The following is a 24853-nucleotide window of genomic DNA, read 5'->3' as shown; positions in this document are numbered from 1 at the left end:
CATATTGGTGTATTAGCGGCGGGCTGCGGCTTTATCTATTACAACCTGTTTAGCAAAAATAAGTCTTAAAGACTTTGTTGTAACCGGGAAACAATCTGCTCAAGGTATACGCTTCGCTTATAGGCGGCATGATTGAACATTCGCTCGACAATCAACCGCGTAGCCTCGCTGCAGCTTAGAAGCTCCGCCTCTTGTAAGAAAAGCTGCATCGCTTCGTTGATGTTACTTAAAGCATCCGGATGATTCAGAACCGATACGATTTGCTTTTCGATCTGCTTGTTTTTGTTCAGCTTCAATACAAGTCCCCTTGATTTAAGAAAGCTCATATTCAATTCTTCCTGCCCAGGAAGCACGGAATGGATAAACACGGGAAGCTGTTTTTTCAGCGCTTCGCTTACTGTTACGCCGCCTGGTTTGGTTATCAAGGCATCAGCCCAATCATAAAGCTGATTCATTTGGGCAGGACTCGAAATATAGGAATATGGTTGAATACTATCCGAATTTAACGCTGTCACCTTTTGGTATAAAGATCGATTGGAACCGCACAGCACACGATATTCTACGGCATTATTATTCCTCGAATCTAGCAAAGAGGACAACTCCCCGAGCCCCAAACTGCCACCTGCTACTAGAACATGAATTTTCTCTTCCCTGGCTTTTTTCCTTTTTCTTTTTAAAAATTGGTCGTTGGTCACAATCCCTGTGATGACAATGTTTTCTTCAGGAACAGAGCTTGTCATTAAATGTTCCTTCGCCGACTTAGAGGGAACAAAGTGTAAATCCACCTGCTCTTTCCCCCATAAATGATTCAAGCAAAAATCCGTATAAATATTGACAACTGGGATGTGACATCTGTTATATTCTTTCAGTTTACTAATCAGAAACGATGGGAAGCTATGGGTACAGATCAACACATCCGGCTGTTTTTCTTCAATTAACCTTTGCATTATTTCTAAAAAAAGAGTTTCATAAACAAACTCAAGCAGCCTTGATTGCTGATAAAAAAATTGTTTGTAAAATGAACTATAAAACCCTGGCACTTTGGTAATCCATTTTAAGTAAAGCTGGGAAACAAGTTTTTCAAGTGTTGTATTTACGTAACTGAGAAAGTCCACCTTTTCGCAGTGAATCGAAGGGTCCAGTCTTTTGAATGACTCCATTAACGCCTGTGAGCTGCGATGATGACCGGACTCCATGGTGAAAAGTGGTAATATCAAGATTCTTTTCAATTCTAATCCCCCACCCATTTGGTCCTCCTCATAGCGGAGAGACTTTATAGTAATTTCGAAAGAGGCTTGTTTGCTGCTTTTCTAGCAGGCAGATAACTTCCCGCGATACCGATGAATAGACTCACACAGAACCAAAGGATACTCCCTTGCAAAGTAAGTTCCGAATTAAGCGGAGATTTTAACAGTACCTCGCCAATTTTGTTGCTCAACAATGCTTGCAGCGGGTAGGACATGGCAACGGAACAAGCCCAGCTCACTGTTGCAATCCATATTCCTTCGCCAATAAATAGCTGATAAATCCTTATCTTGCCGCCGCCCAATGAGCGAATGATGCCAATTTCCTTTTTTCGTTCCTGTACGTTAATGCTCATCGTCGTCATGAGGTTTAGGATGCCAACCCCAGCGAATAGAATACCGACCAACAAAAGTGTATAGACAATCAGGCGAATAATTTCCTTTGGGCGTGACTTCATGTCCTGCACCTGATCAGATGCTTCAATTTCTACATTATGAGCGGTAAGCCATTTTTCCACTCCCTGTTGCACCTTGCTTAGTGACCGACCTTTATCCTTTTGAATCAGCAGGCGGTTATGAGAGGAAGTATGGATCCATTTCGTGTAGGCGGGTTGATTCATATAAATGACTGGACCTGTCAGCTGTTGTTTCAGGATCCCTGTCACCTTCCATTTCTTTTCTTGCTGGCCGATTTGAATGCCTAAAGAATCTCCTAATTTAATATCCTTCAAGATTTGCTTAATATCAGAACTGATGACAATGCCGTTAGGAACTTGTGGATCAAGCCATTGTCCTTCTTCCATGTTCGGCACGATAAAGAGTGTTTGTCCGGGTACAGCATGTAATAAAACATTTCGTTTGGCAGAGTCATGTGAAATGACTGCGTTTCTAGAGGTCCAAGCCTCAGCCCCTTTTACACCATTTATATGGTTGACCGATTGAAGCAACCGTTCTGTTGGCAGCTGTGTTCGAATACTCCATTCCGAGCTATAATCCCAAAAGTGATTCATTTCTTTGAGTGTCAGCTGTAAAGAGTGATTAAGTGCCATACAGGCAATGATAATCGCTCCGCCAAAGGACAGCATCAAAATGTTCGTAATCAGCTGTATCTTCTTTGTTAGTGCATAACGAAAAGAGAGAACACGATAATGAAATTTGCGTCTTGAAAGTTTTTGTTTTCTCTTTCCATAGGGGCGGCTGATTGTCTGTAGTCCCTGAATAATCGGGGCCTTTAGTACCTTCCGAATCGGGAAAGAAGCAGCTAGGATTGGGATAAGAAAAGATAAGGCAAAAATTCCTGCCAGTACCTTTAAAGAAAAGGTAAATTCCGTTTCTCCTAAATTCAGTTCGTGGAATAAATAGCCGGTAAACAGATAGGAGATAACTCCCCCCAAGGAAACGGCTAAGATACACACGATTGAACCTAGCAATATGAGAGCGGCTGATAATTGCCTCCAAAGATAGCGCGATGCTGCCCCAAGGACCTTTTGAATGCTTAGATCATACACCTGATCGGCAACCATTCGTTGAAACAGGTGAATGTTTAATAAAAACCCAAGAAAAAAGGCAAATATGCCTAACAGTAGTAATAAGAGCAGGATCGTATTAACTACAGTTTTTCGTAGAGACAAGGTTTCCTGTGATAATTCAGCTCGGAAAACAGTAATATGTTTCAATTGCAGCTTTGTCTTGATTTGTTGAATCAAGTTGTTTTTCTGTATTTCTGAAAGAGGAGATTCAAAACTAACGTGAATGAGATTATCAGCCGTTGTCAGTTCTGCATCCGCTAATACCTCTTTTGGCACATAACCGTAGCCTAGACCGCTAAATCGAGTTGGAATTCGTGAAACATCTTCCACAGTGCCCTTAATGGTTAGCTGTTTCGGTTGTTTTCCGGGAATCGACATCATTACATGATCACCTATTGCCAGTTTAAAGTGCTTCAACGTTGATTTTTCAAGTAGCAGTACGTCGGATGAGCCCTTTAACGGGAGCGGTTTAGCTTGTATTTGGTTGATATGGAAAACAGGCTGAGCGGGTAAAGCGAGCAGTTCAAAGTTTTTAAACTGATGATGCAGCTTGATCCGTACTCTTACTTGCTTCTTGGCCTCCACCTGTTTGATTCCGCTGATGTTTGTTAAAAAAGAGATGTCACCCCTAAACGGAGACGTATAAATCGCCAGGTCCGCGGTATTACTCCTTTCCGCATTTTGCCGGATCCCTTGATTAAATACTTCATTTGTCTGAAACAAAGCACCAATGACAGCCAGGCAAATGGTAAGTGAAAGAACAATAAAAATCGTTCGCCCCTTTTGCCGCGCCAAATCTTTCCAAGCCTTTTTAATATAAATAGGAATCATTGTACCCTCAGTCCCTTATCGCGGTTGTCGGCTAAGCTGCTGATGACTTGTCCATCCTTTAGTTCCAATGTATGTGGCATCTGCTTAGCCAGGTCTCCATCATGCGTCACCATGACAATAGTTTTGCCATTCGCTGCAAGCTGTTGAAATAAGGAAAAGATATGGCTGGCGTTTTCACTGTCTAAATTTCCGGTTGGTTCGTCTGCCAAAATGAGCGGCGGATCATTGGCTAATGCTCGAGCAATCGCTGTCCGTTGTTTTTCACCACCAGAGGCATGGTCGGGAAAAAGATGCCACTTATCTGCTAATCCGACAGAAGCCAGTAATTCCTTAGCCCGCTCCTTTTTTTGACGCTTTTGAAAAGGGGAGGCAAATTCCATTGGAAGAATGACATTTTCAAGCAGCGTAAGGGTCGGAATTAGATGAAAGGCTTGAAATACAATTCCAATGTTATGCAGCCTCCATTTGGTTAATTCACGAGGAGAAAGACGTGAAATATCAGTGCCATTGATGTTTACTGTTCCAAAGGAGGGGGTATCGATTCCGCTCATGATATGTAATAGAGTGGTTTTTCCACTACCTGACTTGCCAATAATGCCGACAAATTCTTGCTTTTCAATTTGAAAGCTTACGTGATCGAGCGTATAGTACGGCTCTCCGCCGACCGGGAAGATTTTTGTTACATTTTCAAGTTTAATCATGGTACAGCTCCTTTCCTTACAACTGGCCGCTAGGGTCAGTCGAAATGATTTTAAGTCTAATTTAACCCTATGGACCTGTCTACTTCAATTAAGGAAAAAAGTGACATCGCCTTTTTCAAAAGGATGATAAGGACTTATTAGCATGAGGATAGTCAGTTTTTACCTATATTTACCAGAAAATATTTTTACAGGACGTGAAGAATTTCCTATATTTTTATCGAATTTTGTCAAAAATCGTCGAAATAGACGGTTTTTTTAGATAGCATTGCTTATTTTTATAGTTTTAGTTCTAAAATTTCCCTAATTTTAGCTAGCGACGCAACATTTTCCATTTTTTCAAAATTTAATTGTTAACCTTTTGTTAAGATTTTTACAAAGTTAAAAAGGTAGCTGGAATACGTAGTGTTTGTCCTTTTTTTGAGAGAAACGCAGAAATATAAAATAAACATTACAAAGCTTACAGATTATTTACTGGTTTTTGGAAACGATTCCATTGTTGTGAGAGCTGGACTTTGAAGCTAAGGAATGAAATGACAATGAATTTTGTCACAGGAAAAACGATAGATTGCAGGAAAAACGGAATATTAATAATCTAATTTTGACAATGGTTGGATTTGAAAATGCAAAACTTACATTTGAGAGGAGTGGTTGGATGGCAAACCTTGAACCTGAATTACAAGTACCTAATCCTAATGCGGGGCAGCTCAATCAGGGCATTCTTACAGAGAAAAAATTATCGATAAGGGAAAAGACATTCGTCATCACATTATTTGTTTTAACGGTAGCAGCCCTGTTTTTCGTCAATTGGACGGCTTCAGACCGATTTAATTTAACCATTGGCCTTTATGGATCGGTGATGATTACGTATCTATTAGGAAAAATGCTGCTTTCATTTAAGTATACAGAAGTGACAATGGAGCCTCCTGATTTAAAGGTATCTGTTGTGATTCCATCCTATAACGAAGCACCTGATGCTGTGTTGGGAACGGTAGAAAGTATCTTAAAGCAGGATTATCCTATTCATGAAATATTTGTCATTGATGATGGCAGTAAGGACCGATCTGCATATGAGGCAGTGTTAGAACTCAAGAAGAGTTTGATGGCGGTCAGTGGAGAAACAGCCTCCTTGTTCCCTGGAAGTACGCTTCCCAACATAATCGTTCACCGGCTTCCGGAAAACCAAGGGAAGCGCCATGCGCAAATCTGGGCATTCGAACGGGCAACAGGCGATATCTACGTAACTGTGGATTCGGACTGTACGATATTCCCTAATGCCATTCGTGAACTATTAAAACCAATGAATGACCCTGAAGTGATGGCGACTACTGGCCACGTTAATATCCGCAACCGAACAGATAATATTCTGACACGTTTAATTGATATGCGTTATGATAACGCCTTTCGCGTAGAGCGTGCTGCCCATTCTGTGACAAAAAATGTATTAGTCTGCAGTGGCCCTTTAAGTGCTTACCGCAGTGAAGTAGTCATGAAGAATCTTGAGCATTACGGGTCACAAACGTTTCTTGGCCAGCCTGTGCAATTAGGTGATGACCGTTGTCTAACCAACTATGCGATTAAAGAGGGCAAGACAATATATCAATCAACAGCCCGCTGTATTACAGATGCACCAACGACTTTACGAACCCTGCTAAAGCAGCAATCCCGCTGGAATAAATCCTTTTTTCGCGAAAGCTTAATTGCTTTGAAAATTGGGTTGCATAAACCGAATGTCTTTGTTTGGGTCATGCTAGAAATGTTCCTTTGGCTTGCCTTTGGTGTCTCTATTGTAATGGCGGTTTATCTAACATCCACCACGATGGGCTGGGTGATGGCGATCTATTACTTTGCTTATGTGACAATATCAGCTTATGCACGAAATGTCTTTTATGCCTATAAAAATCCACTTACTTTTTTAATGGCACCTATATATGGAATTTTATTCCTAATTTTACTTTGCCCGCTTCGTTTCTGGGCACTGCTTACACTGCGTTCCACCTCTTGGGGAACTCGCGGGTAATGTTGGGTATTATAAAATCTAATAATTTTATATAAATGGAGGGTATTTCTGTGAAAGTTCGTAAAGCGATTATTCCTGCTGCTGGTTTAGGTACTCGTTTTCTGCCGGCGACAAAAGCATTGCCAAAGGAGATGCTGCCGATTGTTGATAAGCCGACAATTCAATATGTCGTCGAGGAGGCGATCCAGTCTGGTATTGAAGACATACTTATTATTAGCGGAAGAGGCAAACGGGCGATCGAGGACCATTTCGATAAATCCTATGAATTAGAAGAAACTCTATTAAAAAAGGAAAAGTATGAAAAGCTGGTAGAAATTCAGGCCATTTCAAATCTGGCTAACATCCATTATGTTCGACAAAAGGAGCCGCTTGGCTTGGGACATGCTATTCACTGTGCAGCAAGTTTTATCGGCAACGAGCCATTTGCCGTCCTGCTTGGCGATGATATTGTCAAATCAGATACACCTTGTCTAAAACAATTAATTAATGTATTTGACGAATATCAATCTCCAGTCCTTGGGGTGCAGGAAGTGGATGCGAATGAAGTTTCTAAATACGGGATCATTGACCCTATTACAAATAAGAGCTTAGAAAAGGATGTCTTCCTACTTAATACAGTTGTGGAGAAACCGGCTATAGAAGAGGCTCCGTCCCGCTATGCGATTATGGGACGCTACGTACTTACACCGGAGATATTCGAAATTTTGGCTAAATTACCTCCGGGTTCAGGAAATGAAATTCAATTAACAGATGGCATTAAACAGCTAAATGAGAGCCAATGTGTTATGGCTTACAACTTTGAAGGTAAACGCTATGATGTTGGCGATAAAGTTGGTTTCGTTCAAGCGACCCTTGATTTCATATTAGAAAGAAGGGAATTCAGGGATCGTGTTAGGAGCTACTTGCGTGAAACCATTTATGCTGAAGAGCTCATCGTTTCTCCCTAAATCTTTTGAAAATGAATATCAATCTTTTTTGCTGACCAATTTACACTGCAATTACATAAATCAGAGGTGCTTTGAGGAGGAGTTGTATGAAGAACATATCGATCATTGGAACAGGCTATGTAGGATTAGTAACAGGTGTTTGTTTGGCCGAAATCGGCCATAACGTCACATGCCTGGATCTGGATAAGAAAAAAATTGAACTGCTTACTTTAGGTGTTTCACCCATTTATGAACCAGGACTGGATGAGTTAATGGCAAGCAACATGGAAAGAGGGAATCTCCATTTCACGTCAGATACGATGATGGCTTTAAGGGAGGCTGATGTGGTATACATTGCAGTCGGTACTCCGCAGCAAGGGGATGGTTCTGCTGATCTTTCATATGTTTTCAAAGCCGCACAGGACATCGGACAAAACATCGCGCGTGATGTCGTTGTCGTTACCAAAAGTACAGTTCCACTGGGCACCAACTACAAAATAGAGGAAGTAGTTAATGCCTATCTGCAAGGAAACTATCATGTAGACATTGTCTCTAATCCAGAATTTCTTCGGGAGGGGTCTGCTGTTCATGATTCGTTCCATGGGGACCGGATTGTCATCGGCGCCGACTCAACAGCAGCCGCTGATTTAATAGAAGAAATTAACCAGCCATTTGGTCTTCCTATTTTAAAAACCAGCATCAGCAGTGCGGAGATGATTAAGTATGCCGCTAATGCGTTTTTGGCAACCAAAATTTCGTTTATCAATGAGATTGCCGCTCTTTCTGAAAAGGTCGGTTCAGATATTGTAGAGGTGGCAAAAGGGATTGGGAAGGATGCCCGGATTGGATCTAAGTTCCTGGATGCCGGAATTGGCTTTGGGGGTTCCTGCTTTCCAAAGGATACGAGGGCCTTGGTGAAAATTTCGGAAGCGGTCGATCATGATTTTCGCTTACTGAAGTCTGTGATTGAAATCAATGACCGTCAAAAGACAGCTCTGGTGAAAAAAGCGAAAGAGCGATTTGGCTCACTTAAAGGAAAGCGGGTGGCGCTTCTGGGTCTTGCGTTTAAGCCCAATACAGATGATATGAGAGAGGCTGCCTCCATAAGTATCTCTAAAAGGCTATTGGAGGAAGGGGCGGAAATCATTGCCTACGATCCAATTGCTATTGAAAACGCCAAGAAAGTCCTTCCCCCAGAGGTTCAATTTGTGGAACAAATCGAAGATGCCATTAAAAAGGCTGATGCCGTTTTTATCGTAACAGAGTGGGAAGAAATTGTGAACAAAGCGCTGATCCTATCCAGCCTATTCATGGAAAAACCAATACTCTTCGATGGCCGTAACTGTTACACAGAAGAAGAAATAAAACAATACCCAGTTGAATATATCGCCATTGGCCGAAAACCGATCAAAAAAACAGCCAGCCTGTCCGCTGCCGCTTCCTATTAGGAAGAATGGGGACGGTTCTCATCTTCTTTATTAAAAGAATGTTGATTTTAAAGTGGCTGTGTTATATCAGACTATTCATTACGCTCCAATCAATAGAGCCAAAAGCAGAATGACATTTAGCACAGTCTTTAAAATAAAAAATGAAATGAATGGAAAGGATGTATGAAATGAAAAAAGCAGCAGCAGTTTTTCTAGCCTCTTCTTTAGCGTTTGGTGTATCAGGTCAGGTGTTTGCGGAGCAAATTAAGGAGCCGGCACCCGTTGTCCAAAATGTAGATGCAGCAAATGTATGGAAGGTAATTGACCATCTAAAAGCAACGGTTAACCTTCATCACGAAAAGTATACGGTTGTGTATGATGAGAAAGACGGAATCGTCACGGTCGACATCAAGAAGCATAAGGATCATAAAGTAATAGAGGTAACAGGTAAGGAAGCAAACCAGCGGGTGATTGATTTTATCAAAGACTTAAACCTCTCGATGGATCTAAGTAAAGAAGAAGTCATCAACCGTCTATCTGATGCCTTAGGCGTGAAGCCATCAGAAGTGGAAAAAGCGAATGCGAAGGTAGAATTTACGAATCAAGCCAAATTATCTTTCTCTTATAAAAAAGGTGAAAAATCAAATGTGGCGGATCCCTATCAAATTCATAAACTGAAAGTTCATGTAAAAGCGAACAATGGTACGCAATACGATGTTCATATGTCGGGGAAAAATTCTATGCAGGATACTTTTATTAAAAAGACCAAAGATGGCATGACCATCCTGAAAGGTTCACATGCACGAGATGAGTTCCAGCGAATTAAAAATGAGCTTACACCAACAAAAGACACCACCTGGAAGGAGTATGTATCTAAGGTCTCTGATGTCCTTGGTGTAGAAGTAACAGATATCACGAAGGCAGACGTAGATTTTCAATTCGAGAACCACGCAAAAGTAGATGTAAAGTTTCATAGATAAGGAAGCATGGGACAGTTCTCCTGTTTCATTGGTGTCAGGCACCCGCTGTTTAAGGTACAAAGCAGCGGGTGCCTGACTTTTTTGTAGGGAATTAATTATAGGATAACTCCGATAAGGTGCCCATTTACTCATTTAGAAATAGAAGAATAGTCAAAAAATATTGTCACCTGGCAACATTTAGTGTAAAATTACACTAAATAATTCTTCGGTTGAGGATCAATATGAATCATTTAAATCTCAAAACAATAAAAAGAGTTCTATGTATCATGGTTTTGTTATTGTCAGTTGTATTTTTAAGCTCGTATGGCATCCAAAGGTATACTCTTGCCCATTACCAGGATGATTTGTATGAAAATGGGGTCATCCAGGATGTTGCCAGGCTTTTACCGACAAAGATTAAGCGGCTGGAAACAGGCAGGGAAGAAGAGCAGATCGTGGATATTATTAAAAAAGCTAATAAAGACCATTTGCCTGTCAGTATTTCAGGAAACCGGCACTCCCAGGGCGGACACACCTATTACTCAAACGGTGTTGTATTGGATATGACCCAATACAACCAGATATTGGCGATAGACCCGAAACGAAAAACCATCCACGTCCAAAGCGGCGCCACCTGGGACCAGATCCAAAAGGCTTTGGCACCGCACAGATTAGCAGTAAAAGTCATGCAATCCCAAAACATTTTCACGGTTGGCGGTTCCATCAGCGCTAATATCCATGGCCGGGATATTCACCATGAATCACTTGGAAGCACGATTAATTGGTTCCGGCTTCTGCTGGCGGATGGAAGGGTTGTAAAAGTGGACAGGGAAACAAATTCCGAGTTATTCAATCATGTCATCGGCGGGTATGGGTTATTTGGAGTGATTCTCGATGTGGAATTACAGGTAACGGATGACGAGATTTATGAAATACAATCGAATACAGTTGCTGTCAAAGACTTTCCGGAATATGTGAAAAAGCTTAGAGCCAATCCTTACATCAAGCTGGCCTATGGCAGGATTTCTACCGCTCCCCAAACATTGCTGAATTCCTTATTTGTCGTTGAATACCATCATTCATTCGAAACATTGGAACAGAATGAAAGTTTACGAGTGTTAAAAAGCGATGAACAAACGTGGCTGACCGAGGAACTGCTAAATTTTTCACGCAAAACACAAATAGGGAAAGATGTCCTTTGGGATTTGCAAAAGAAATATTTTCTATCGTTAAATCATTCCAAGATCAGCCGAAATAACAGTATGCGGTCGGAAAGTGACTTTTTATTATATAAAAATCCAAACAATACAGATGCTTTACAGGAATTTTTCGTCCCGATTGATGAATTTCCTGCTTATATCGAAGACCTAAAGCGCTTCTTAGAAAAAGATAATATCAATCTATTAAACCTTACCATTCGGTATGTATCAAAAGATGACGGGCCGACATTATCCTATGCAAAGGATGACATGATTGCGCTAGTTGCCCTTTTTAATCACGGGAAGAAGAAAGAAGATGTGGAAAAAGCCCAAAGGTCGATACAAAATATAATTGATGTGACGATAAAACATAACGGTAGCTTTTATCTCCCTTACTATCCGTATGCGACAAAGGGGCAGCTGGTGCGGTCCTATCCGAAGTTTTCAACGTTTGTGGCGGCGAAGGACAAATATGACCCCAACGGCCTGTTTATGAACCTATTTTATGAGAGGTATCGAAATGAAGAATAAACTGATGATTCAAGGTGGTGTCGCGGTAATCCAGACCGCTATTTTCCCTTACTATCTCTTATTTTTAAAAAATATCGGACAGTCCTATGGGGTATTTGCCCTCCTGTATGCCACTTTCGCATTTTCATCCGGCATTAGTTTCTTGTGTCTCAACCTTCTGCCGGTGAAGCCATCAGTCCGCATCCTAGCCAGTACCGCTTTTGCCGGCCTCGGGTGTTGTATGGCGGTGATCCCGCTTGCCTCTACACTATTTCATGTTGGATTAATCCAAGGGGTCATGGGCATCTTCCAGGCGATTTATAAAATTTCGGAAAAAGAATGGATTAAACAAGAGAAACTAGAATGGAAATCGGATAATCTTCACCATTTTATCTTACAAATGATTATTGTCGGCACTATCCTTGCTACAGGATGGTTATTAGACTGGTTTTCTATTCATATGCTGTTCGAGCTGGCGGCCATATGGTACGGCGTAAATGCTTGGCTGTCGTGGCGAACGAATTTAGGGGACAAATTAGAGGGCCAACCCCAACTGGATAAGTAATGATCCAGCAAGGGGCTGACCTTTTCTACATCATACAGTCAACAGCTTCTGTTCAAACACCTTCACTGCCGCTTCGGCCACTTGAACATCATGTTGCACTGTGCTTCCGCTGACCCCAACAGCACCAACCACTTTACCGTCGCTCACAAGCGGAATGCCGCCGCCGAATACAACAAGCCGCCCGCTGTTTGTTGTATTTAACCCGTAAAGTTCAGCTGCGGGAACTGTTGCCGCGGCTAAGTTTGCGGTAGGCATTTTTAACGCCACCGAAGTCCAAGCCTTATTTTGGGCAATTTCAATACTCGCGAGCCAAGCATCATCCATCCGGTGAACCGCGATCAAATTACCTCCTTCATCTACGACGGAAATCACCATCGCTACACCAATCTTTTTAGCTTCCGCTTCCGCACCTGCAATCAATTCTTTTACTAGCTCTAATGTCACTTTACTCATATTAAAAAACCTCCCTCATTTTCATCAAAATTGAAATATGGAAAAACTTTATTTTCTAAATATCCCATGCGGATCAATAACAAATTTTTTCGACGCGCCCTGATCAAACTCTGCGTAAGCCGCCGGTGCTTGATCCAAGGAAATCAACGTGGCATTAACCGCTTTGGCAATCTGCGCTTTGCCGCTCAATATTGCCATCATTAAGTCACGGTGATATTTCATTGCCGGCGTTTGCCCTGTCACAAATGTATGTGCTTTCGCCCAGCCGAGTCCTAGGCGAACCTTTAAGGTTCCAATTTTTGCATCCTCATCAACGCCACCAGGATCGCCTGTTACATAAAGCCCTGGGATTCCCAAACGGCCTCCAGCACGGGTTACTTCCATAATCGAGTTCAAAACGGCAGCTGGAGCTTCGCCTGCACCGGCACCATGTCCGTGTGCTTCAAAGCCGACACAGTCAATCGCGCAGTCGACTTCAGGAATACCCAAGATTTGCTCGATTTGCTCGCCAAGATTTGGATATTCGCGAAGGTTAACCGTTTCACAGCCGAAGCTTCTCGCCTGCGCAAGCCGCTCGCTGTTCAAGTCCCCCACGATGACAACTGATGCCCCAAGAAGCTGTGCCGAATGAGCCGCAGCCAAGCCGACCGGACCAGCCCCGGCAACATAAACTGTCGATCCAGGCTTCACCCCTGCGCTGACCGCCCCGTGATAACCGGTTGGGAAAATATCTGAAAGCATCGTTAAATCAAGGATTTTTTCCAGTGCTTGATCTTTATCAGGGAATTTCAGAAGTTGGAAATCTGCGTAAGGAACCATGACGTATTCGGACTGGCCGCCGACCCATCCGCCCATGTCCACATAACCGTAAGCTGAGCCGGGACGGTCCGGATTTACGTTCTCACAAATATGCGTGTTTTGTTCTTTACAGCTGCGACAGCGGCCGCAAGCTATGTTAAATGGAACCGAAACAAGATCGCCTTTTTTAATAAATTCGACATCACGTCCAACTTCAATAACTTCACCGGTAATTTCATGACCAAGTACGAGGCCCGACGGAGCTGTCGTCCGCCCGCGAACCATGTGCTGATCGCTGCCGCAAATATTGGTGGTGACGACTTTCAAAATGACACCGTGGTCACATTTTCGCCCGATATTTAACGGATTTACCCCCGGGCCATCTCGAAGAATCAAATCCGGATAACTAATATCTTCAACTGCTACACGTCCTGGACCTTTATACACTACCGCCCTGTTTCCTGCCATTTTTGCGTTCCTCCATTCTTTTGCTTTTAAAAAAGTTTGGGATTTCCGATCGATAGAGCTCTCAGGTGAAATAATTGAATCTGAATATTTCCTATCTTAATTAATTGTAAAAAATAATGCTCTTTTCTGGAAGAACGCACTTTTTTGTGAGAAGGTTACTTATAGGATACTTTTAAGATACATAAGGAAGGTGGCGAATCGAATGGACGATTTGCGGGCAGAAGTTAGAAAGAAAATCGAAAACGGCGAATTTAATTGTGAAAAAGAATTTACCTTATCGCTCATCAACGGCAAATGGAAAATCACGATTATTTACTATTTAGCAAAGGAAGGCACCTTACGTTTCAGCGAAATCAAACGGCTATTTCCAAAAATCACACACAAAGTACTCACCACCCAGATCCGCGAACTAGAAGAAGACGGCATCGTCCATCGAGAGGTATACCCCGAGGTCCCGCCAAAAGTAGAATACTCACTAACTGAACTGGGCCGCAGCCTCATGCCCATCATCCTCATGATGTACGACTGGGGAAAACAACACATCCAATCCTTTGCCAAATGATGCATGTGGACGGTTCTCCTATTTGTATTTTTGCTGCACTGATTGTTGATAGCTTTATCGTAAAAAACCAATGATCTTATTAGCTGAATATTTTACCTAAATATATAAGAAGACTGTCAAGAGTGCGACGGTCTTTTTGTGTTTTGCATAACATGTAATTCTGTCCTCCAAACATCAGCATATAAAATTCATTATTTTGGAAAACATATAGCTATAAAACGCTTTTTGAAGCAGATTACCGGAGAACATGAATATGCCAAACATCATCTATTATTTAACTTTTGGAATGGTTGCTATTATATTTATCCTCTTTTTCTTTATGCTCCTTGGCTGGCGCTGGATTTTAAAAAAGGTAGTAAAAAAAGCAGGGACAATCATCCTAACGGACAGCTATCAAGAAAACATTATGGAGCTTATGCCCGGAATGCGGCATATGGGTATTCAAAATGTGCTGGAAAATAGCTTGCGCGCGGAGACAGGCGATGTCCTTCACCGTCCGCTTGGCTCTTCAAAAAAATGGCCGCACATCGATTCCATCACCTTCATTCCTGCTCAGACCACCCCGTTTCCCGTCGATGGCGATGAGGATGTGGATGTCCAGGCCACCATCGGTCCAAAGGCGAAAAAACCTCTGCAGCTCCAGATTCCGCTGATGATCAGCGGTATGGCCTATGGCATTGCCCTTAGCGAGGAAGTCAGACTCTCTTTGGCGCAAGCTGCCAGTAATGTCGGGACGGCCATCAATTCCGGGGAAGGTGCTGTTTTACCGGAGGAGCTGGAGAAAGCGGGTAAATATATTCTCCAGTTTTCTAAAACAGAATGGTCGAAGGATAAGAACCTCATTAAGCAAGCCGATATGATCGAAATCAAGCTGGGGCAGGGGGCGCTGTTTGGGACAGGCGGCAAAATTTCGCCTAAAAATCTGACAGGACGGGCCCGCGAGTTAATGGGCTTGAAAGAAAACGAAGATGCCGTTATTCATGACAACTTTTTTGAAAATCAAACATTAAAGGATTTAAAAGAACTCACCGAGCAACTGCGTGAGCTGACAGGCGGCGTGCCGATTGGGGTGAAAATGGGAGCTGGCGGCAAGATTGAAGAAGACATTGACCATGTGATCGAAATGGGTGTCGATTATATTGCAATTGATGGTGCCCAGGCGGCGACCCTCGGCGCTCCTCCGATTCTTGCAGATGATATGGGAATACCCACATTACATGCGATTGTCCGGGCTGTCAATCATTTGGAAAAAAGAAACATGCGCGACCAAATCAGTTTAATCGTCTCCGGAGGGCTGCTAGTCCCGGGTCATTTTTTGAAAATGCTGGCATTGGGGGCTGATGCCGTCTATGTCGGCTCGGCAATATTATTTACCGTTGCCCATAGCCAAACCTTAAAGGCGATGCCTTTTGAACCGCCGACTCAAGTAGTGTGGAATCAAGGAAAGTATAAGGACCAATTCAAGATTGAAGATGGAGTCAAATCAGCTGAGAAGTTTTTTACTTCAAGCGTTGAGGAGATGAAAATGGCTTTAAGGGCGATGGGAAAGCGCTCGTTAAAAGAACTATCGAAAAAGGATATCGTTTCCTATGACGAATTGACAGCCAGAATGGTCGGGATTCCCTTTTCCTTCGAGCCCTGGACAGAACAAAAGCTTGAGAAATCGGCCGAATAATGGAGCGATGAATATGCAAAATTTGTTCTTATATAGCACATTAACAATGGTGATTTTATTATTTTTCAGCGCTTTGTTTATGCTGATTGGTTGGCGGTGGATTATGAAGCTGGTGGTCAAAAAGGCAGGAACAATTATTCTGACGGACAGCTACCAGGAAAATATTATGGAATTGATGCCGGGACTGCGGCATATGGGCATCCAAAACACGTTGGAAAACAGCTTGCGTGCTTCTAGCAGCGAAGTCATTTATCGACCGCTTGGAGGTTCCTCCGTCAAGTGGCCCCATTTAGAATCGATCACCTTAATCCCCGCACAGACATCGCCATTTCCTGTTGATGGGGAGGATGAGGTAGATGTCAAAGTAACAATTGGACCAAATGCGAAAATACCAATGGAAATCGATATTCCGCTTATCATCAGCGGGATGGGATACGGTGTTGGGGTCAGTGAACAAGTAAGGCTGTCCTTAGCCCAAGCGGCCAAAAATACAGGAACGGCGATCAACTCTGGGGAGGGAGGAATCCTGCCTGAGGAATTAGAAGCGGCGGGAAAGTATATTTTACAGTTTTCCAAAACCTCTTGGGCAAAGGAAGAGGAAGTCATCAAGCGTGCCGACGCGATTGAAATCAAACTAGGGCAGGGAGCCATGCTTGGAATGGGGAAAAAAATCCCCCCCAAGGAATTACCAGGCCGTGCGCGTCAAATCATGGGACTTGAGGAAAATGAAGATGCCTTTATAATGGAACAGTTTTTTGAAAAACAGACATTGCAGGATTTGAAGAAAATGGTGGATGTCCTTCGTAAATTGTCTGGCGGTGTGCCGGTTGGGGCAAAAATTGGGGCAGGCGGCAAAATTGAAGAAGATCTTGATCATTTAATTGAAATCGGTGTTGATTTTATTACAATCGACGGCGGTCAAGCCGCGATGAAAGAGGCTCCTCCGATTTTATTAGATGACTTTGGCATTCCAACCTTACATGCCGTTGTCCGGGCCGCTAATCATTTGGAAAAAAGAAAGCTGAAGGGCCAAATAAGTTTAATTGTATCGGGCGGCCTGTTAGTCCCCGGCCATTTCTTAAAAGTGCTGGCACTTGGAGCGGATGCAATTAGTGTAGGTTCTGCTTTATTATTTGCGGTTGCTCATACCCAGGTCTTAAAGGCCCTTCCGTTCGAGCCGCCGACACAAGCGGTGTGGTATAACGGCAAGTTTAAGGATGAATTCACGGTAGAAGAAGGCGTCCAGGCGGCTGAGAAGTTTTTAACGGCGAGTATGGAAGAAATGAAAGTCGCGACGAGAGCGATTGGGAAACGCTCTATTAAAGAGCTGACCAAACAAGATTTAGTCTGTTACGACGAGCTGACAGCAAAAATGGCCGGGGTCCCGTTTTCCTTTGAAGCTATGAAAGAGAAGGAGTCAAGCTGATTACCGTGACCACCCTGTGCATGCTGGAAAATTTTTTAATTTTTACTCTATGCTTGGTACTAATGAAATGGAAACGCTTCATTATAGTAAAATACTATTTTCTGATGATTGACAAAATAAAAACACGTTAGTATATTTGTACTATCTTAATAATAGACTTTGAAAAAGCTTATCAAGAGTGACCGAGGGACATGGCCCGATGACGTCCGGCAACCCCCTATAATGGGAAGGTGCCAAATCCTGCAGAATGACTTTCATTCTGAAAGATAAGGCGAAATATCCGTTTAGATTTTTCGATGCCTCTTTCAGATGAAAGGGGCATTTTTTGCGTGGATAAGAGGCGAAGCGTCGCTAAAGAAAAGCGGTTGCCGAAGCGGAATACCTGCAGTGAACCGCTTGCTACTACCTTAGAAAAAAGAGGTAATCAATATGATTGAAATTCGGAATCTTACAAAACTATACAAAACAAAGCGCAGCACGGTTAAAGGTGTCGATGATGCATGGCGCTTTTTTATACTTTTGCCCATTGAAGGCTAAACTAGTTTAATGAGATAAGAAGTAGGAATAGTCCTATACTGCCTATTTACCAAAATCCCCAAACTATTACATTTTTTGTGCTATAATATAAAAAAATACTAGAAAAGTAGGGGAAAATCCATATGAAAAGTACTGGCATTGTCCGCAAGGTAGATGAATTAGGAAGAATCGTAATTCCAAGGGAATTAAGAACAAGCCTTGATATTCAAATTAAAGACCCTTTGGAAATTTTTGTAGACGATGAGCGAATTATCTTACACAAATATCAGCCATCCAATGTCTGCATGCTAACTGGAGAAGTCTCAAACGACAACAAACGCTACTCCGGCGATATCATCCTAAGCCCACAAGGAGCACAAGACCTTTATGAGGAATTAAAAGCAGCATTAGGCTCGAAATAAAACGGTGGTGTCAGGCGCCATGTGAATTTTTCACATGGTGCCTGACACCAAACAATGTACACCAATTTTGCTTGACTATTTCCATTTCACGGAATATAATTGAGTAAATTTTCAAATAAATACTAGTTTATAAAGCGTTGAAGAGGGAAAGTACGGTTTAGTTATTTTTCACAGAGAGCTTCGGGTGCTGAGAAGAAGCAAAGATACGAATCGGAAAAATGGCCTCAGAGCTGCGTGCTGAAACGATCTATCCAAAGGCGGAAGCCGATTAGCGAATAGACCGGAGTAGGTTCCGACGAGATTTGGTACTCGTTATCCATACCACAGTATAAAGAGCCGGGATACGCAAGAGCTCTAGTACTAGCAGAGGCTGTATTGCGCGAGCATACAGTGAATTAAGGTGGTACCACGTGGAGATTCAAACCACGTCCTTATTTATTTTTTATAAAAATAGATAGGGGCGTGGTTTTTTATTTTCTACAAACGGTACTAACAAGTGACTAAGTATGATACCGAAAAAGCATATAAGAACAAGGAGGAAAATAAAATGAGTAATAATCTTGTGTTACAGACTGATTTTGGTTTAAGTGACGGTGCCGTCAGTGCAATGTACGGTGTGGCGATTTCAGTAAACCCGGCGATCAGGATTTTTGATTTAACCCATGATATCCCGCAGTACAATATTTGGGAAGGCTCCTACCGCTTATATCAAACGGTTGCTTACTGGCCTGAGGGAACGGTGTTTGTTTCGGTTGTCGACCCCGGCGTGGGTTCTGAGCGCCGCAGCATTGTCGCAAAAACGGCCCAGAATCATTATGTTGTAACCCCGGATAACGGCACATTGACCCATATTAAAAGCAGCATTGGGATCACTGCAGTGAGAATCATCGATGAAACAGTCAACCGCCTGCCGCGTTCGGGTGAGTCCTATACGTTCCATGGCCGCGACGTTTATGCCTTTACAGGTGCAAGGCTTGCTTCAGGTGTCATTACATTCGAAGAGGTCGGTCCTGAGCTGCCGTCCAATTCCGTCATCGAACTTCCTAAACCGGAAGCGAGCATAACGGACCAGGTTCTTACCGGGAATATCGATATTCTCGATGTCCGCTTCGGCAATTTGTGGACCAATATTGACCGTATCCTTTTTCAGGATTTAGGAGCTAAGTATGGCGACTCGTTTGAGGTAACGATCGAAAACGACACCCGTCAGGTTTATAAAAATATCATGACCTACGGCCGGACATTTGCCGATATTCATTTAGGCGAGCCGCTGCTGTATGTAAATTCGCTAGATAAAATTGGTGTTGCCATCAACCAAGGCTCCTTCGCCAAAGCCTATCATGTCGAAACCGGCGCATCATGGAAAATCTCAATTCGAAAAATAGCCAAAATTATAGGAGGTTGAGAACATGGGTGGGAAAACGTTATCGATAAAAACAATTGTAGCGATAGGGATCGGTGCTGCGGTATTCGTGATTTTAGGACGATTTGCCTCGATCCCCACAGGAGTTCCAAATACCAACTTCGACACATCATACGGATTCTTAGCGCTAATGGCAATCATCTTCGGACCGGTTGCCGGAGGGCTGATTGGCTTAATAGGCCACACTTTAAAGGATTTTATTTTTTACGGCACTCCGTGGTGGAGCTGGGTGGTGGTCTCCGGCCTAGTTGGTTTCATCATCGGCCTGGCATCCAAGAAAATCAATATTGAGGCAGGAATTTTTAATACGAAAAAAATCATTTTGTTTAACGTCGTCCAAATCATCGCCCAGGCAATCGGCTGGTTTGCCATCGCACCGACACTGGACGTTCTTATCTATGCAGAACCGGTGAATAAAGTGTATTTGCAAGGTGCTGTTGCCGGGGGACTAAACATGGTAACGGTCGCCGTTCTGGGATCGCTGCTGCTTTCCATCTATGCAAAAACTCGCAGCCAGAGCGGCAGCCTGACGAAGGATGTTTAGATAAATTTTTTTAAAAAAAGGGTCAGCATTGGAGAATTTTTATGAAAAAACCACTCGTTCAATTCGAAAATTACAGCTTTCAATACCGCAGCCAGACGGCGCCAACTCTCCAGGATATTAATTTAACGGTCTATGAAGGGGAAAAGGTGCTCATCGTCGGTCCTTCCGGGTCGGGAAAAAGCACTCTCGGCCATTGTCTCAATGGCCTTGTCCCATTTTCTTATAAAGGGAACGTAACTGGAAGCCTGAAAATCGCCGGTGAGCAACCGAAGGACATTTTTTCCCAATCCAAGAAAGTCGGTACGGTTCTTCAAGACCCTGATGGGCAGTTTATCGGTCTTACAGTTGCCGAGGACATCGCATTTGCACTTGAGAATGATTGCACACCCCAGCGGCAGATGTTTGTAAAAGTAGAAGAGGTTTCAAAATTGGTAGGTATGGAACACCACTTAGACGCGGCCACGCATCATCTTTCCGGCGGGCAAAAGCAGCGCGTTTCACTTGCAGGAGTGATGGTCGACGACGTTGATATTCTCCTATTTGACGAACCGTTGGCGAACTTAGACCCGGCCACAGGAAAGTACGCAATTGAACTGATAGATAAAATTCATCAGGACACAAACAAAACCATCATCATCATTGAGCACCGGCTGGAGGATGTATTGCATCGTCCTGTTGATCGAATTGTTGTTGTTGACGATGGCAGGATCTTTAGCGATATGACCCCGGACGAGCTGCTGGCTTCACCAGTTCTTGAGCAATGCTCCATCCGCGAGCCATTATATGTGAAAGCGGCGAAATATGCCGGGTGCCGCGTGACTGCTGAGATGCGGCCGGCCCGCCTCGATACATTTCAGATGGATACTTGTAAAAATCAGCTCTTAAAATGGTATGAAAAAGTGGAAAACCCAGACACTAAACTGAAATCAGAAGTGATTTTGGAGCTGAAGGATATCCGTTTTGGCTATAAACCGAATCAGCCAACGATTGACGGTATTTCTTTTTCTATTGAAAAAGGTGAGATGGTCAGTATTGTTGGAAAAAACGGTGCTGGAAAGTCGACACTGTCTAAACTTATTTGTGGTTTTGAAAAGCCGGATGCTGGAAAAATTTATTACCGCGGGCGGGATATTAGCGGCGATAGTATCAAAGAGCGTGCTGAGAGGATTGGCATGGTGATGCAAAATCCGAATCACATGATTTCCAAAACGATGATTTTTGACGAAGTCGCGCTGGGGCTCATATCCCGCGGTGTCCCGGAAGCGGAAATAAAGGAACGGGTGCTGAAGACGTTGAAAATCTGCGGGCTGTATCCATACCGCAACTGGCCGATTTCCGCGCTGAGTTTTGGCCAGAAGAAGCGGGTAACGATCGCTTCCATCCTAGTATTAGAGCCGGAGGTAATTATTCTCGATGAACCGACTGCCGGGCAGGACCTTCGGCATTATACGGAAATTATGGAGTTCCTGATGGAGCTGAATCGAAAGGGAGTGACCATCATCATGATTACTCATGATATGCATCTGATGCTTGAATATACACCGCGCGCGATTGTAATTGCCGGCGGGCGAAAAATTGCTGATGATACCGCTGTAAATGTGCTGGCGGATACTCATATTATTACTGAGGCGAATTTAAAGGAAACATCCCTTTTTGAATTGGCTCATCGAGCGGGGATAGACGAGCATAAACAGTTTGTCGAACGGTTTATTGCCTATGATCGTGAGGTGCGGCAAAAATGGCAGTAGAAATGCTTTCATATATAGAACGGGAATCACCGGTGCACCGGCTGACAGGTGTCACCAAGCTGATTTGCTTTCTCATCTGGTCATCGATTGCGATGTTGACTTATGATACCCGCGTTTTACTTTTTTTGTTTCTATTTAGTGTTTTAATATTTATTGCTTCTAAGGTAAAAATAAGAGAAGTGGCCTTTGTCCTTCTGTTTATTTTGTTTTTTCTATTGATTAATAATCTCGCAATCTATTTGTTTTCACCGCAGGAAGGGGTGAAAATTTATGGGACAAGCCATATGCTTGTTGATATCGGAGGAAAATATTCAGTTACGCTTGAGCAATTGTTTTATCAATTCAATGTAACGCTTAAATATTTTACCGTTATTCCGGCAGCCCTGCTGTTTATCGTAACTACGAATCCAAGTGAATTTGCGGCCTCACTGAACCGTATCGGTGTCAGTTACCGAATTTCCTATGCTGTTGCCTTGGCGCTGCGCTATATTCCGGACATTCAACGAGATTTTCGCAACATTTCACTAGCCCAGCAGGCGCGCGGAATTGATATGTCGCGTAAAGAAAAACTGCCAAAACGTATCAAAAACGCGGCATCCATCATCATCCCGCTGATTCTATCAAGTCTCGACAAAATTGAAACCATCAGTAACGCCATGGAACTTCGCGGCTTCGGAAAAAACAAAAAACGCACCTGGTACCGATCCCGTCCAATCCAAAAAAATGATATCATCACCATCGCCCTATTCATAACAATCTTAACCATCTCCCTATACACCACCTTCCACGACGGCAACCGCTTCTACAACCCATTCCAATGAGGCACGGGGGGCGATTCTCGTGTCTCATTAATATTATTATATGGTGAGTAATGTTTAGAATTGGACGATGAAATTTGACGGGAGTCATATAAGGTTAGGAATTTTTTTAGAAAAAGTGTTGACTTACAGTGAATAAGAGAGTAATATTTATAACTGTCGCTGAACAAAATGCTTTGAAAAAGAGCAGATCACAAACGGCAAATATGATTTTTATTTCATCCCCATTTAATAAAATTTACTATTGATAAATAGTTTTTATGGTGGTATGATATAAAAGTTCGCTTCGAAACATATCAGCTGTTTTAAAGGATTGAACTTATTAAAAAAATGGTTGACTTGATTTAAGAAGCGTGGTAAGATAGAAAACGTCTCTTGAAAAAAGAGAAGAATTGTTCTTTGAAAACTAAACAAACAAAAACGTCAACAAACAATAATAATCGAGTTTCTTCTATCTTCATAGAAGAATTCGAGCCAACGTAAATTTATGAGCTAATCAACTTTCTTGGAGAGTTTGATCCTGGCTCAGGACGAACGCTGGCGGCGTGCCTAATACATGCAAGTCGAGCGAACTTGCGGGAGCTTGCTCCCAAAAGTTAGCGGCGGACGGGTGAGTAACACGTGGGCAACCTGCCTGTAAGACTGGGATAACTTCGGGAAACCGGAGCTAATACCGGATAATTCTTATCAACACATGTTGGTAAGCTGAAAGTCGGTTTCGGCTGGCACTTACAGATGGGCCCGCGGCGCATTAGCTAGTTGGTGAGGTAACGGCTCACCAAGGCAACGATGCGTAGCCGACCTGAGAGGGTGATCGGCCACACTGGGACTGAGACACGGCCCAGACTCCTACGGGAGGCAGCAGTAGGGAATCTTCCACAATGGACGAAAGTCTGATGGAGCAACGCCGCGTGAGCGATGAAGGCCTTCGGGTCGTAAAGCTCTGTTGTTAGGGAAGAATAAGTATCGGAGTAACTGCCGGTACCTTGACGGTACCTAACCAGAAAGCCACGGCTAACTACGTGCCAGCAGCCGCGGTAATACGTAGGTGGCAAGCGTTGTCCGGAATTATTGGGCGTAAAGCGCGCGCAGGCGGTCCTTTAAGTCTGATGTGAAAGCCCACGGCTCAACCGTGGAGGGTCATTGGAAACTGGGGGACTTGAGTGCAGAAGAGGAAAGCGGAATTCCACGTGTAGCGGTGAAATGCGTAGAGATGTGGAGGAACACCAGTGGCGAAGGCGGCTTTCTGGTCTGTAACTGACGCTGAGGCGCGAAAGCGTGGGGAGCAAACAGGATTAGATACCCTGGTAGTCCACGCCGTAAACGATGAGTGCTAAGTGTTAGAGGGTTTCCGCCCTTTAGTGCTGCAGCTAACGCATTAAGCACTCCGCCTGGGGAGTACGGCCGCAAGGCTGAAACTCAAAGGAATTGACGGGGGCCCGCACAAGCGGTGGAGCATGTGGTTTAATTCGAAGCAACGCGAAGAACCTTACCAGGTCTTGACATCCTCTGACACTCCTAGAGATAGGACTTTCCCCTTCGGGGGACAGAGTGACAGGTGGTGCATGGTTGTCGTCAGCTCGTGTCGTGAGATGTTGGGTTAAGTCCCGCAACGAGCGCAACCCTTGATCTTAGTTGCCAGCATTCAGTTGGGCACTCTAAGGTGACTGCCGGTGACAAACCGGAGGAAGGTGGGGATGACGTCAAATCATCATGCCCCTTATGACCTGGGCTACACACGTGCTACAATGGATGGTACAAAGGGCTGCAAAACCGCAAGGTCTCGCCAATCCCATAAAACCATTCTCAGTTCGGATTGCAGGCTGCAACTCGCCTGCATGAAGCCGGAATCGCTAGTAATCGCGGATCAGCATGCCGCGGTGAATACGTTCCCGGGCCTTGTACACACCGCCCGTCACACCACGAGAGTTTGTAACACCCGAAGTCGGTGGGGTAACCGTAAGGAGCCAGCCGCCTAAGGTGGGACAGATGATTGGGGTGAAGTCGTAACAAGGTAGCCGTATCGGAAGGTGCGGCTGGATCACCTCCTTTCTAAGGATATAAGCTGGACATATGAGCCAGACAATAAAAG

General features: G+C 43.5%; 19 protein-coding genes, 1 rRNA gene, 1 riboswitch and 1 other annotated feature. Of the genes, 15 read left to right on the top strand and 5 right to left on the bottom strand.

Annotation, left to right across the window (positions count from 1 at the left end):
- Positions 1–65: 65 nt before the first annotated feature.
- From A6749_RS08565 to A6749_RS08555, 3 genes are read right to left on the bottom strand one after another with little or no spacing between them, the layout of a single operon-like run.
- The gene (locus A6749_RS08565; RefSeq protein WP_236719637.1) at positions 66–1229 is read right to left on the bottom strand and encodes an MGDG synthase family glycosyltransferase; all 1164 of its coding nucleotides are present in this window, start codon (positions 1227–1229) and stop codon (positions 66–68) included.
- A 44-nt stretch (positions 1230–1273) separates the two neighbouring features.
- Positions 1274–3604 carry an ABC transporter permease gene (locus A6749_RS08560; RefSeq protein WP_066388047.1) on the bottom strand — a complete coding sequence of 777 codons (2331 nt, stop codon included), beginning with the start codon at positions 3602–3604 and terminating at the stop codon, positions 1274–1276.
- Positions 3601–4305, bottom strand: a complete 705-nt coding sequence (locus A6749_RS08555; RefSeq protein WP_066388041.1) for an ABC transporter ATP-binding protein — start codon at positions 4303–4305, stop codon at positions 3601–3603. Before A6749_RS08555 ends, A6749_RS08560 begins: the two co-directional genes overlap by 4 nt.
- Positions 4306–4957: 652 nt before the next feature.
- Here A6749_RS08555 and A6749_RS08550 point away from each other — a divergent pair.
- From A6749_RS08550 to A6749_RS08525, 6 genes are all read left to right on the top strand, one after another.
- The gene (locus A6749_RS08550) at positions 4958–6322 is read left to right on the top strand and encodes a glycosyltransferase family 2 protein (RefSeq protein ID WP_084798048.1); all 1365 of its coding nucleotides are present in this window, start codon (positions 4958–4960) and stop codon (positions 6320–6322) included.
- A gap of 50 nt (positions 6323–6372) precedes the next feature.
- Positions 6373–7269, top strand: coding sequence for a UTP--glucose-1-phosphate uridylyltransferase GalU (gene galU / locus A6749_RS08545; RefSeq protein ID WP_066388034.1), 897 nt, complete (start codon positions 6373–6375; stop codon positions 7267–7269).
- An 86-nt stretch (positions 7270–7355) separates the two neighbouring features.
- Complete coding sequence (locus A6749_RS08540) at positions 7356–8696, top strand: UDP-glucose dehydrogenase family protein (RefSeq protein WP_066388027.1); 1341 nt, start codon at positions 7356–7358, stop codon at positions 8694–8696.
- A 167-nt stretch (positions 8697–8863) separates the two neighbouring features.
- Positions 8864–9655, top strand: a complete 792-nt coding sequence (locus A6749_RS08535; protein ID WP_066388012.1) for a YusW family protein — start codon at positions 8864–8866, stop codon at positions 9653–9655.
- A 266-nt stretch (positions 9656–9921) separates the two neighbouring features.
- A complete protein-coding gene (locus A6749_RS08530; protein ID WP_084797718.1) occupies positions 9922–11364 on the top strand; it encodes an FAD-binding oxidoreductase in 1443 nt (480 codons plus the stop codon).
- Positions 11354–11908 carry a hypothetical protein gene (locus tag A6749_RS08525; RefSeq protein ID WP_066388007.1) on the top strand — a complete coding sequence of 185 codons (555 nt, stop codon included), beginning with the start codon at positions 11354–11356 and terminating at the stop codon, positions 11906–11908. The genes A6749_RS08530 and A6749_RS08525 overlap by 11 nt, the downstream gene beginning before the upstream one ends.
- 30 nt (positions 11909–11938) lie before the next feature.
- Here the strand turns inward: A6749_RS08525 and A6749_RS08520 are convergent, their stop codons facing one another.
- Positions 11939–12361: a GlcG/HbpS family heme-binding protein gene (locus A6749_RS08520; protein WP_066387997.1), complete on the bottom strand. Its 423-nt coding sequence runs from the start codon at positions 12359–12361 to the stop codon at positions 11939–11941.
- 48 nt (positions 12362–12409) lie between these two features.
- Positions 12410–13627 carry a formaldehyde dehydrogenase, glutathione-independent gene (gene fdhA, locus A6749_RS08515; protein WP_066387988.1) on the bottom strand — a complete coding sequence of 406 codons (1218 nt, stop codon included), beginning with the start codon at positions 13625–13627 and terminating at the stop codon, positions 12410–12412.
- Between the two features lie 202 nt (positions 13628–13829).
- On the opposite strand from fdhA, the gene A6749_RS08510 reads away from it, so the two are divergent.
- The 9 genes from A6749_RS08510 to A6749_RS08470 all read left to right on the top strand — a co-directional run bounded on the left by A6749_RS08510 (position 13830) and on the right by A6749_RS08470 (position 24813).
- Positions 13830–14189, top strand: a complete 360-nt coding sequence (locus tag A6749_RS08510) for a winged helix-turn-helix transcriptional regulator (protein WP_066387986.1) — start codon at positions 13830–13832, stop codon at positions 14187–14189.
- A gap of 253 nt (positions 14190–14442) precedes the next feature.
- Complete coding sequence (locus A6749_RS08505) at positions 14443–15864, top strand: FMN-binding glutamate synthase family protein (protein ID WP_066387984.1); 1422 nt, start codon at positions 14443–14445, stop codon at positions 15862–15864.
- 13 nt (positions 15865–15877) lie between these two features.
- Positions 15878–17290, top strand: a complete 1413-nt coding sequence (locus tag A6749_RS08500) for an FMN-binding glutamate synthase family protein (protein WP_066387978.1) — start codon at positions 15878–15880, stop codon at positions 17288–17290.
- Between the two features lie 166 nt (positions 17291–17456).
- A riboswitch (SAM riboswitch) is annotated at positions 17457–17563 on the top strand.
- 386 nt (positions 17564–17949) lie between these two features.
- Positions 17950–18228 (top strand): AbrB/MazE/SpoVT family DNA-binding domain-containing protein, encoded by a 279-nt coding sequence (locus A6749_RS08495; protein WP_066387968.1) that lies wholly within the window; start codon positions 17950–17952, stop codon positions 18226–18228.
- 128 nt (positions 18229–18356) lie between these two features.
- Positions 18357–18664 (top strand) — a binding site (T-box leader).
- A gap of 111 nt (positions 18665–18775) precedes the next feature.
- On the top strand, positions 18776–19633 hold the full coding sequence (locus tag A6749_RS08490) for an SAM hydrolase/SAM-dependent halogenase family protein (RefSeq protein ID WP_066387965.1): 858 nt from the start codon (positions 18776–18778) through the stop codon (positions 19631–19633).
- Positions 19634–19637: 4 nt separating this feature from the next.
- Entirely contained in the window at positions 19638–20195 is a 558-nt protein-coding gene (locus tag A6749_RS08485; protein ID WP_066387960.1) for an ECF-type riboflavin transporter substrate-binding protein, read from the top strand.
- Positions 20196–20236: 41 nt separating this feature from the next.
- Positions 20237–21943, top strand: a complete 1707-nt coding sequence (locus A6749_RS08480) for an ABC transporter ATP-binding protein (protein ID WP_066387952.1) — start codon at positions 20237–20239, stop codon at positions 21941–21943.
- Positions 21934–22764 (top strand): energy-coupling factor transporter transmembrane component T family protein, encoded by an 831-nt coding sequence (locus tag A6749_RS08475; RefSeq protein WP_066387950.1) that lies wholly within the window; start codon positions 21934–21936, stop codon positions 22762–22764. The genes A6749_RS08480 and A6749_RS08475 overlap by 10 nt, the downstream gene beginning before the upstream one ends.
- Before the next feature lie 499 nt (positions 22765–23263).
- Positions 23264–24813, top strand: a 16S ribosomal RNA gene (locus A6749_RS08470).
- The last annotated feature ends 40 nt before the right edge of the window (positions 24814–24853 follow it).

The sequence above is a fragment of the Neobacillus mesonae genome, assembly GCF_001636315.1.
In the GTDB taxonomy this organism is placed as follows: Bacteria; Bacillota; Bacilli; order Bacillales; family Cytobacillaceae; genus Neobacillus; species Neobacillus mesonae.
Note: the sequence above shows the minus strand (reverse complement) of the source record. Positions and strands in the feature narration are given on the sequence as shown.

Coding starts and splice junctions, on each gene's coding strand:
- A6749_RS08560 (WP_066388047.1), bottom strand. CDS start 3,604: ATGATTCCTATTTATATTAAAAAGGCTTGGAAAGATTTGGCGCGGCAA.
- A6749_RS08555 (WP_066388041.1), bottom strand. CDS start 4,305: ATGATTAAACTTGAAAATGTAACAAAAATCTTCCCGGTCGGCGGAGAG.
- A6749_RS08550 (WP_084798048.1), top strand. CDS start 4,958: ATGGCAAACCTTGAACCTGAATTACAAGTACCTAATCCTAATGCGGGG.
- A6749_RS08540 (WP_066388027.1), top strand. CDS start 7,356: ATGAAGAACATATCGATCATTGGAACAGGCTATGTAGGATTAGTAACA.
- A6749_RS08535 (WP_066388012.1), top strand. CDS start 8,864: ATGAAAAAAGCAGCAGCAGTTTTTCTAGCCTCTTCTTTAGCGTTTGGT.
- A6749_RS08530 (WP_084797718.1), top strand. CDS start 9,922: ATGGTTTTGTTATTGTCAGTTGTATTTTTAAGCTCGTATGGCATCCAA.
- A6749_RS08525 (WP_066388007.1), top strand. CDS start 11,354: ATGAAGAATAAACTGATGATTCAAGGTGGTGTCGCGGTAATCCAGACC.
- A6749_RS08520 (WP_066387997.1), bottom strand. CDS start 12,361: ATGAGTAAAGTGACATTAGAGCTAGTAAAAGAATTGATTGCAGGTGCG.
- fdhA (WP_066387988.1), bottom strand. CDS start 13,627: ATGGCAGGAAACAGGGCGGTAGTGTATAAAGGTCCAGGACGTGTAGCA.
- A6749_RS08510 (WP_066387986.1), top strand. CDS start 13,830: ATGGACGATTTGCGGGCAGAAGTTAGAAAGAAAATCGAAAACGGCGAA.
- A6749_RS08505 (WP_066387984.1), top strand. CDS start 14,443: ATGCCAAACATCATCTATTATTTAACTTTTGGAATGGTTGCTATTATA.
- A6749_RS08500 (WP_066387978.1), top strand. CDS start 15,878: ATGCAAAATTTGTTCTTATATAGCACATTAACAATGGTGATTTTATTA.
- A6749_RS08495 (WP_066387968.1), top strand. CDS start 17,950: ATGAAAAGTACTGGCATTGTCCGCAAGGTAGATGAATTAGGAAGAATC.
- A6749_RS08490 (WP_066387965.1), top strand. CDS start 18,776: ATGAGTAATAATCTTGTGTTACAGACTGATTTTGGTTTAAGTGACGGT.
- A6749_RS08485 (WP_066387960.1), top strand. CDS start 19,638: ATGGGTGGGAAAACGTTATCGATAAAAACAATTGTAGCGATAGGGATC.
- A6749_RS08480 (WP_066387952.1), top strand. CDS start 20,237: ATGAAAAAACCACTCGTTCAATTCGAAAATTACAGCTTTCAATACCGC.
- A6749_RS08475 (WP_066387950.1), top strand. CDS start 21,934: ATGGCAGTAGAAATGCTTTCATATATAGAACGGGAATCACCGGTGCAC.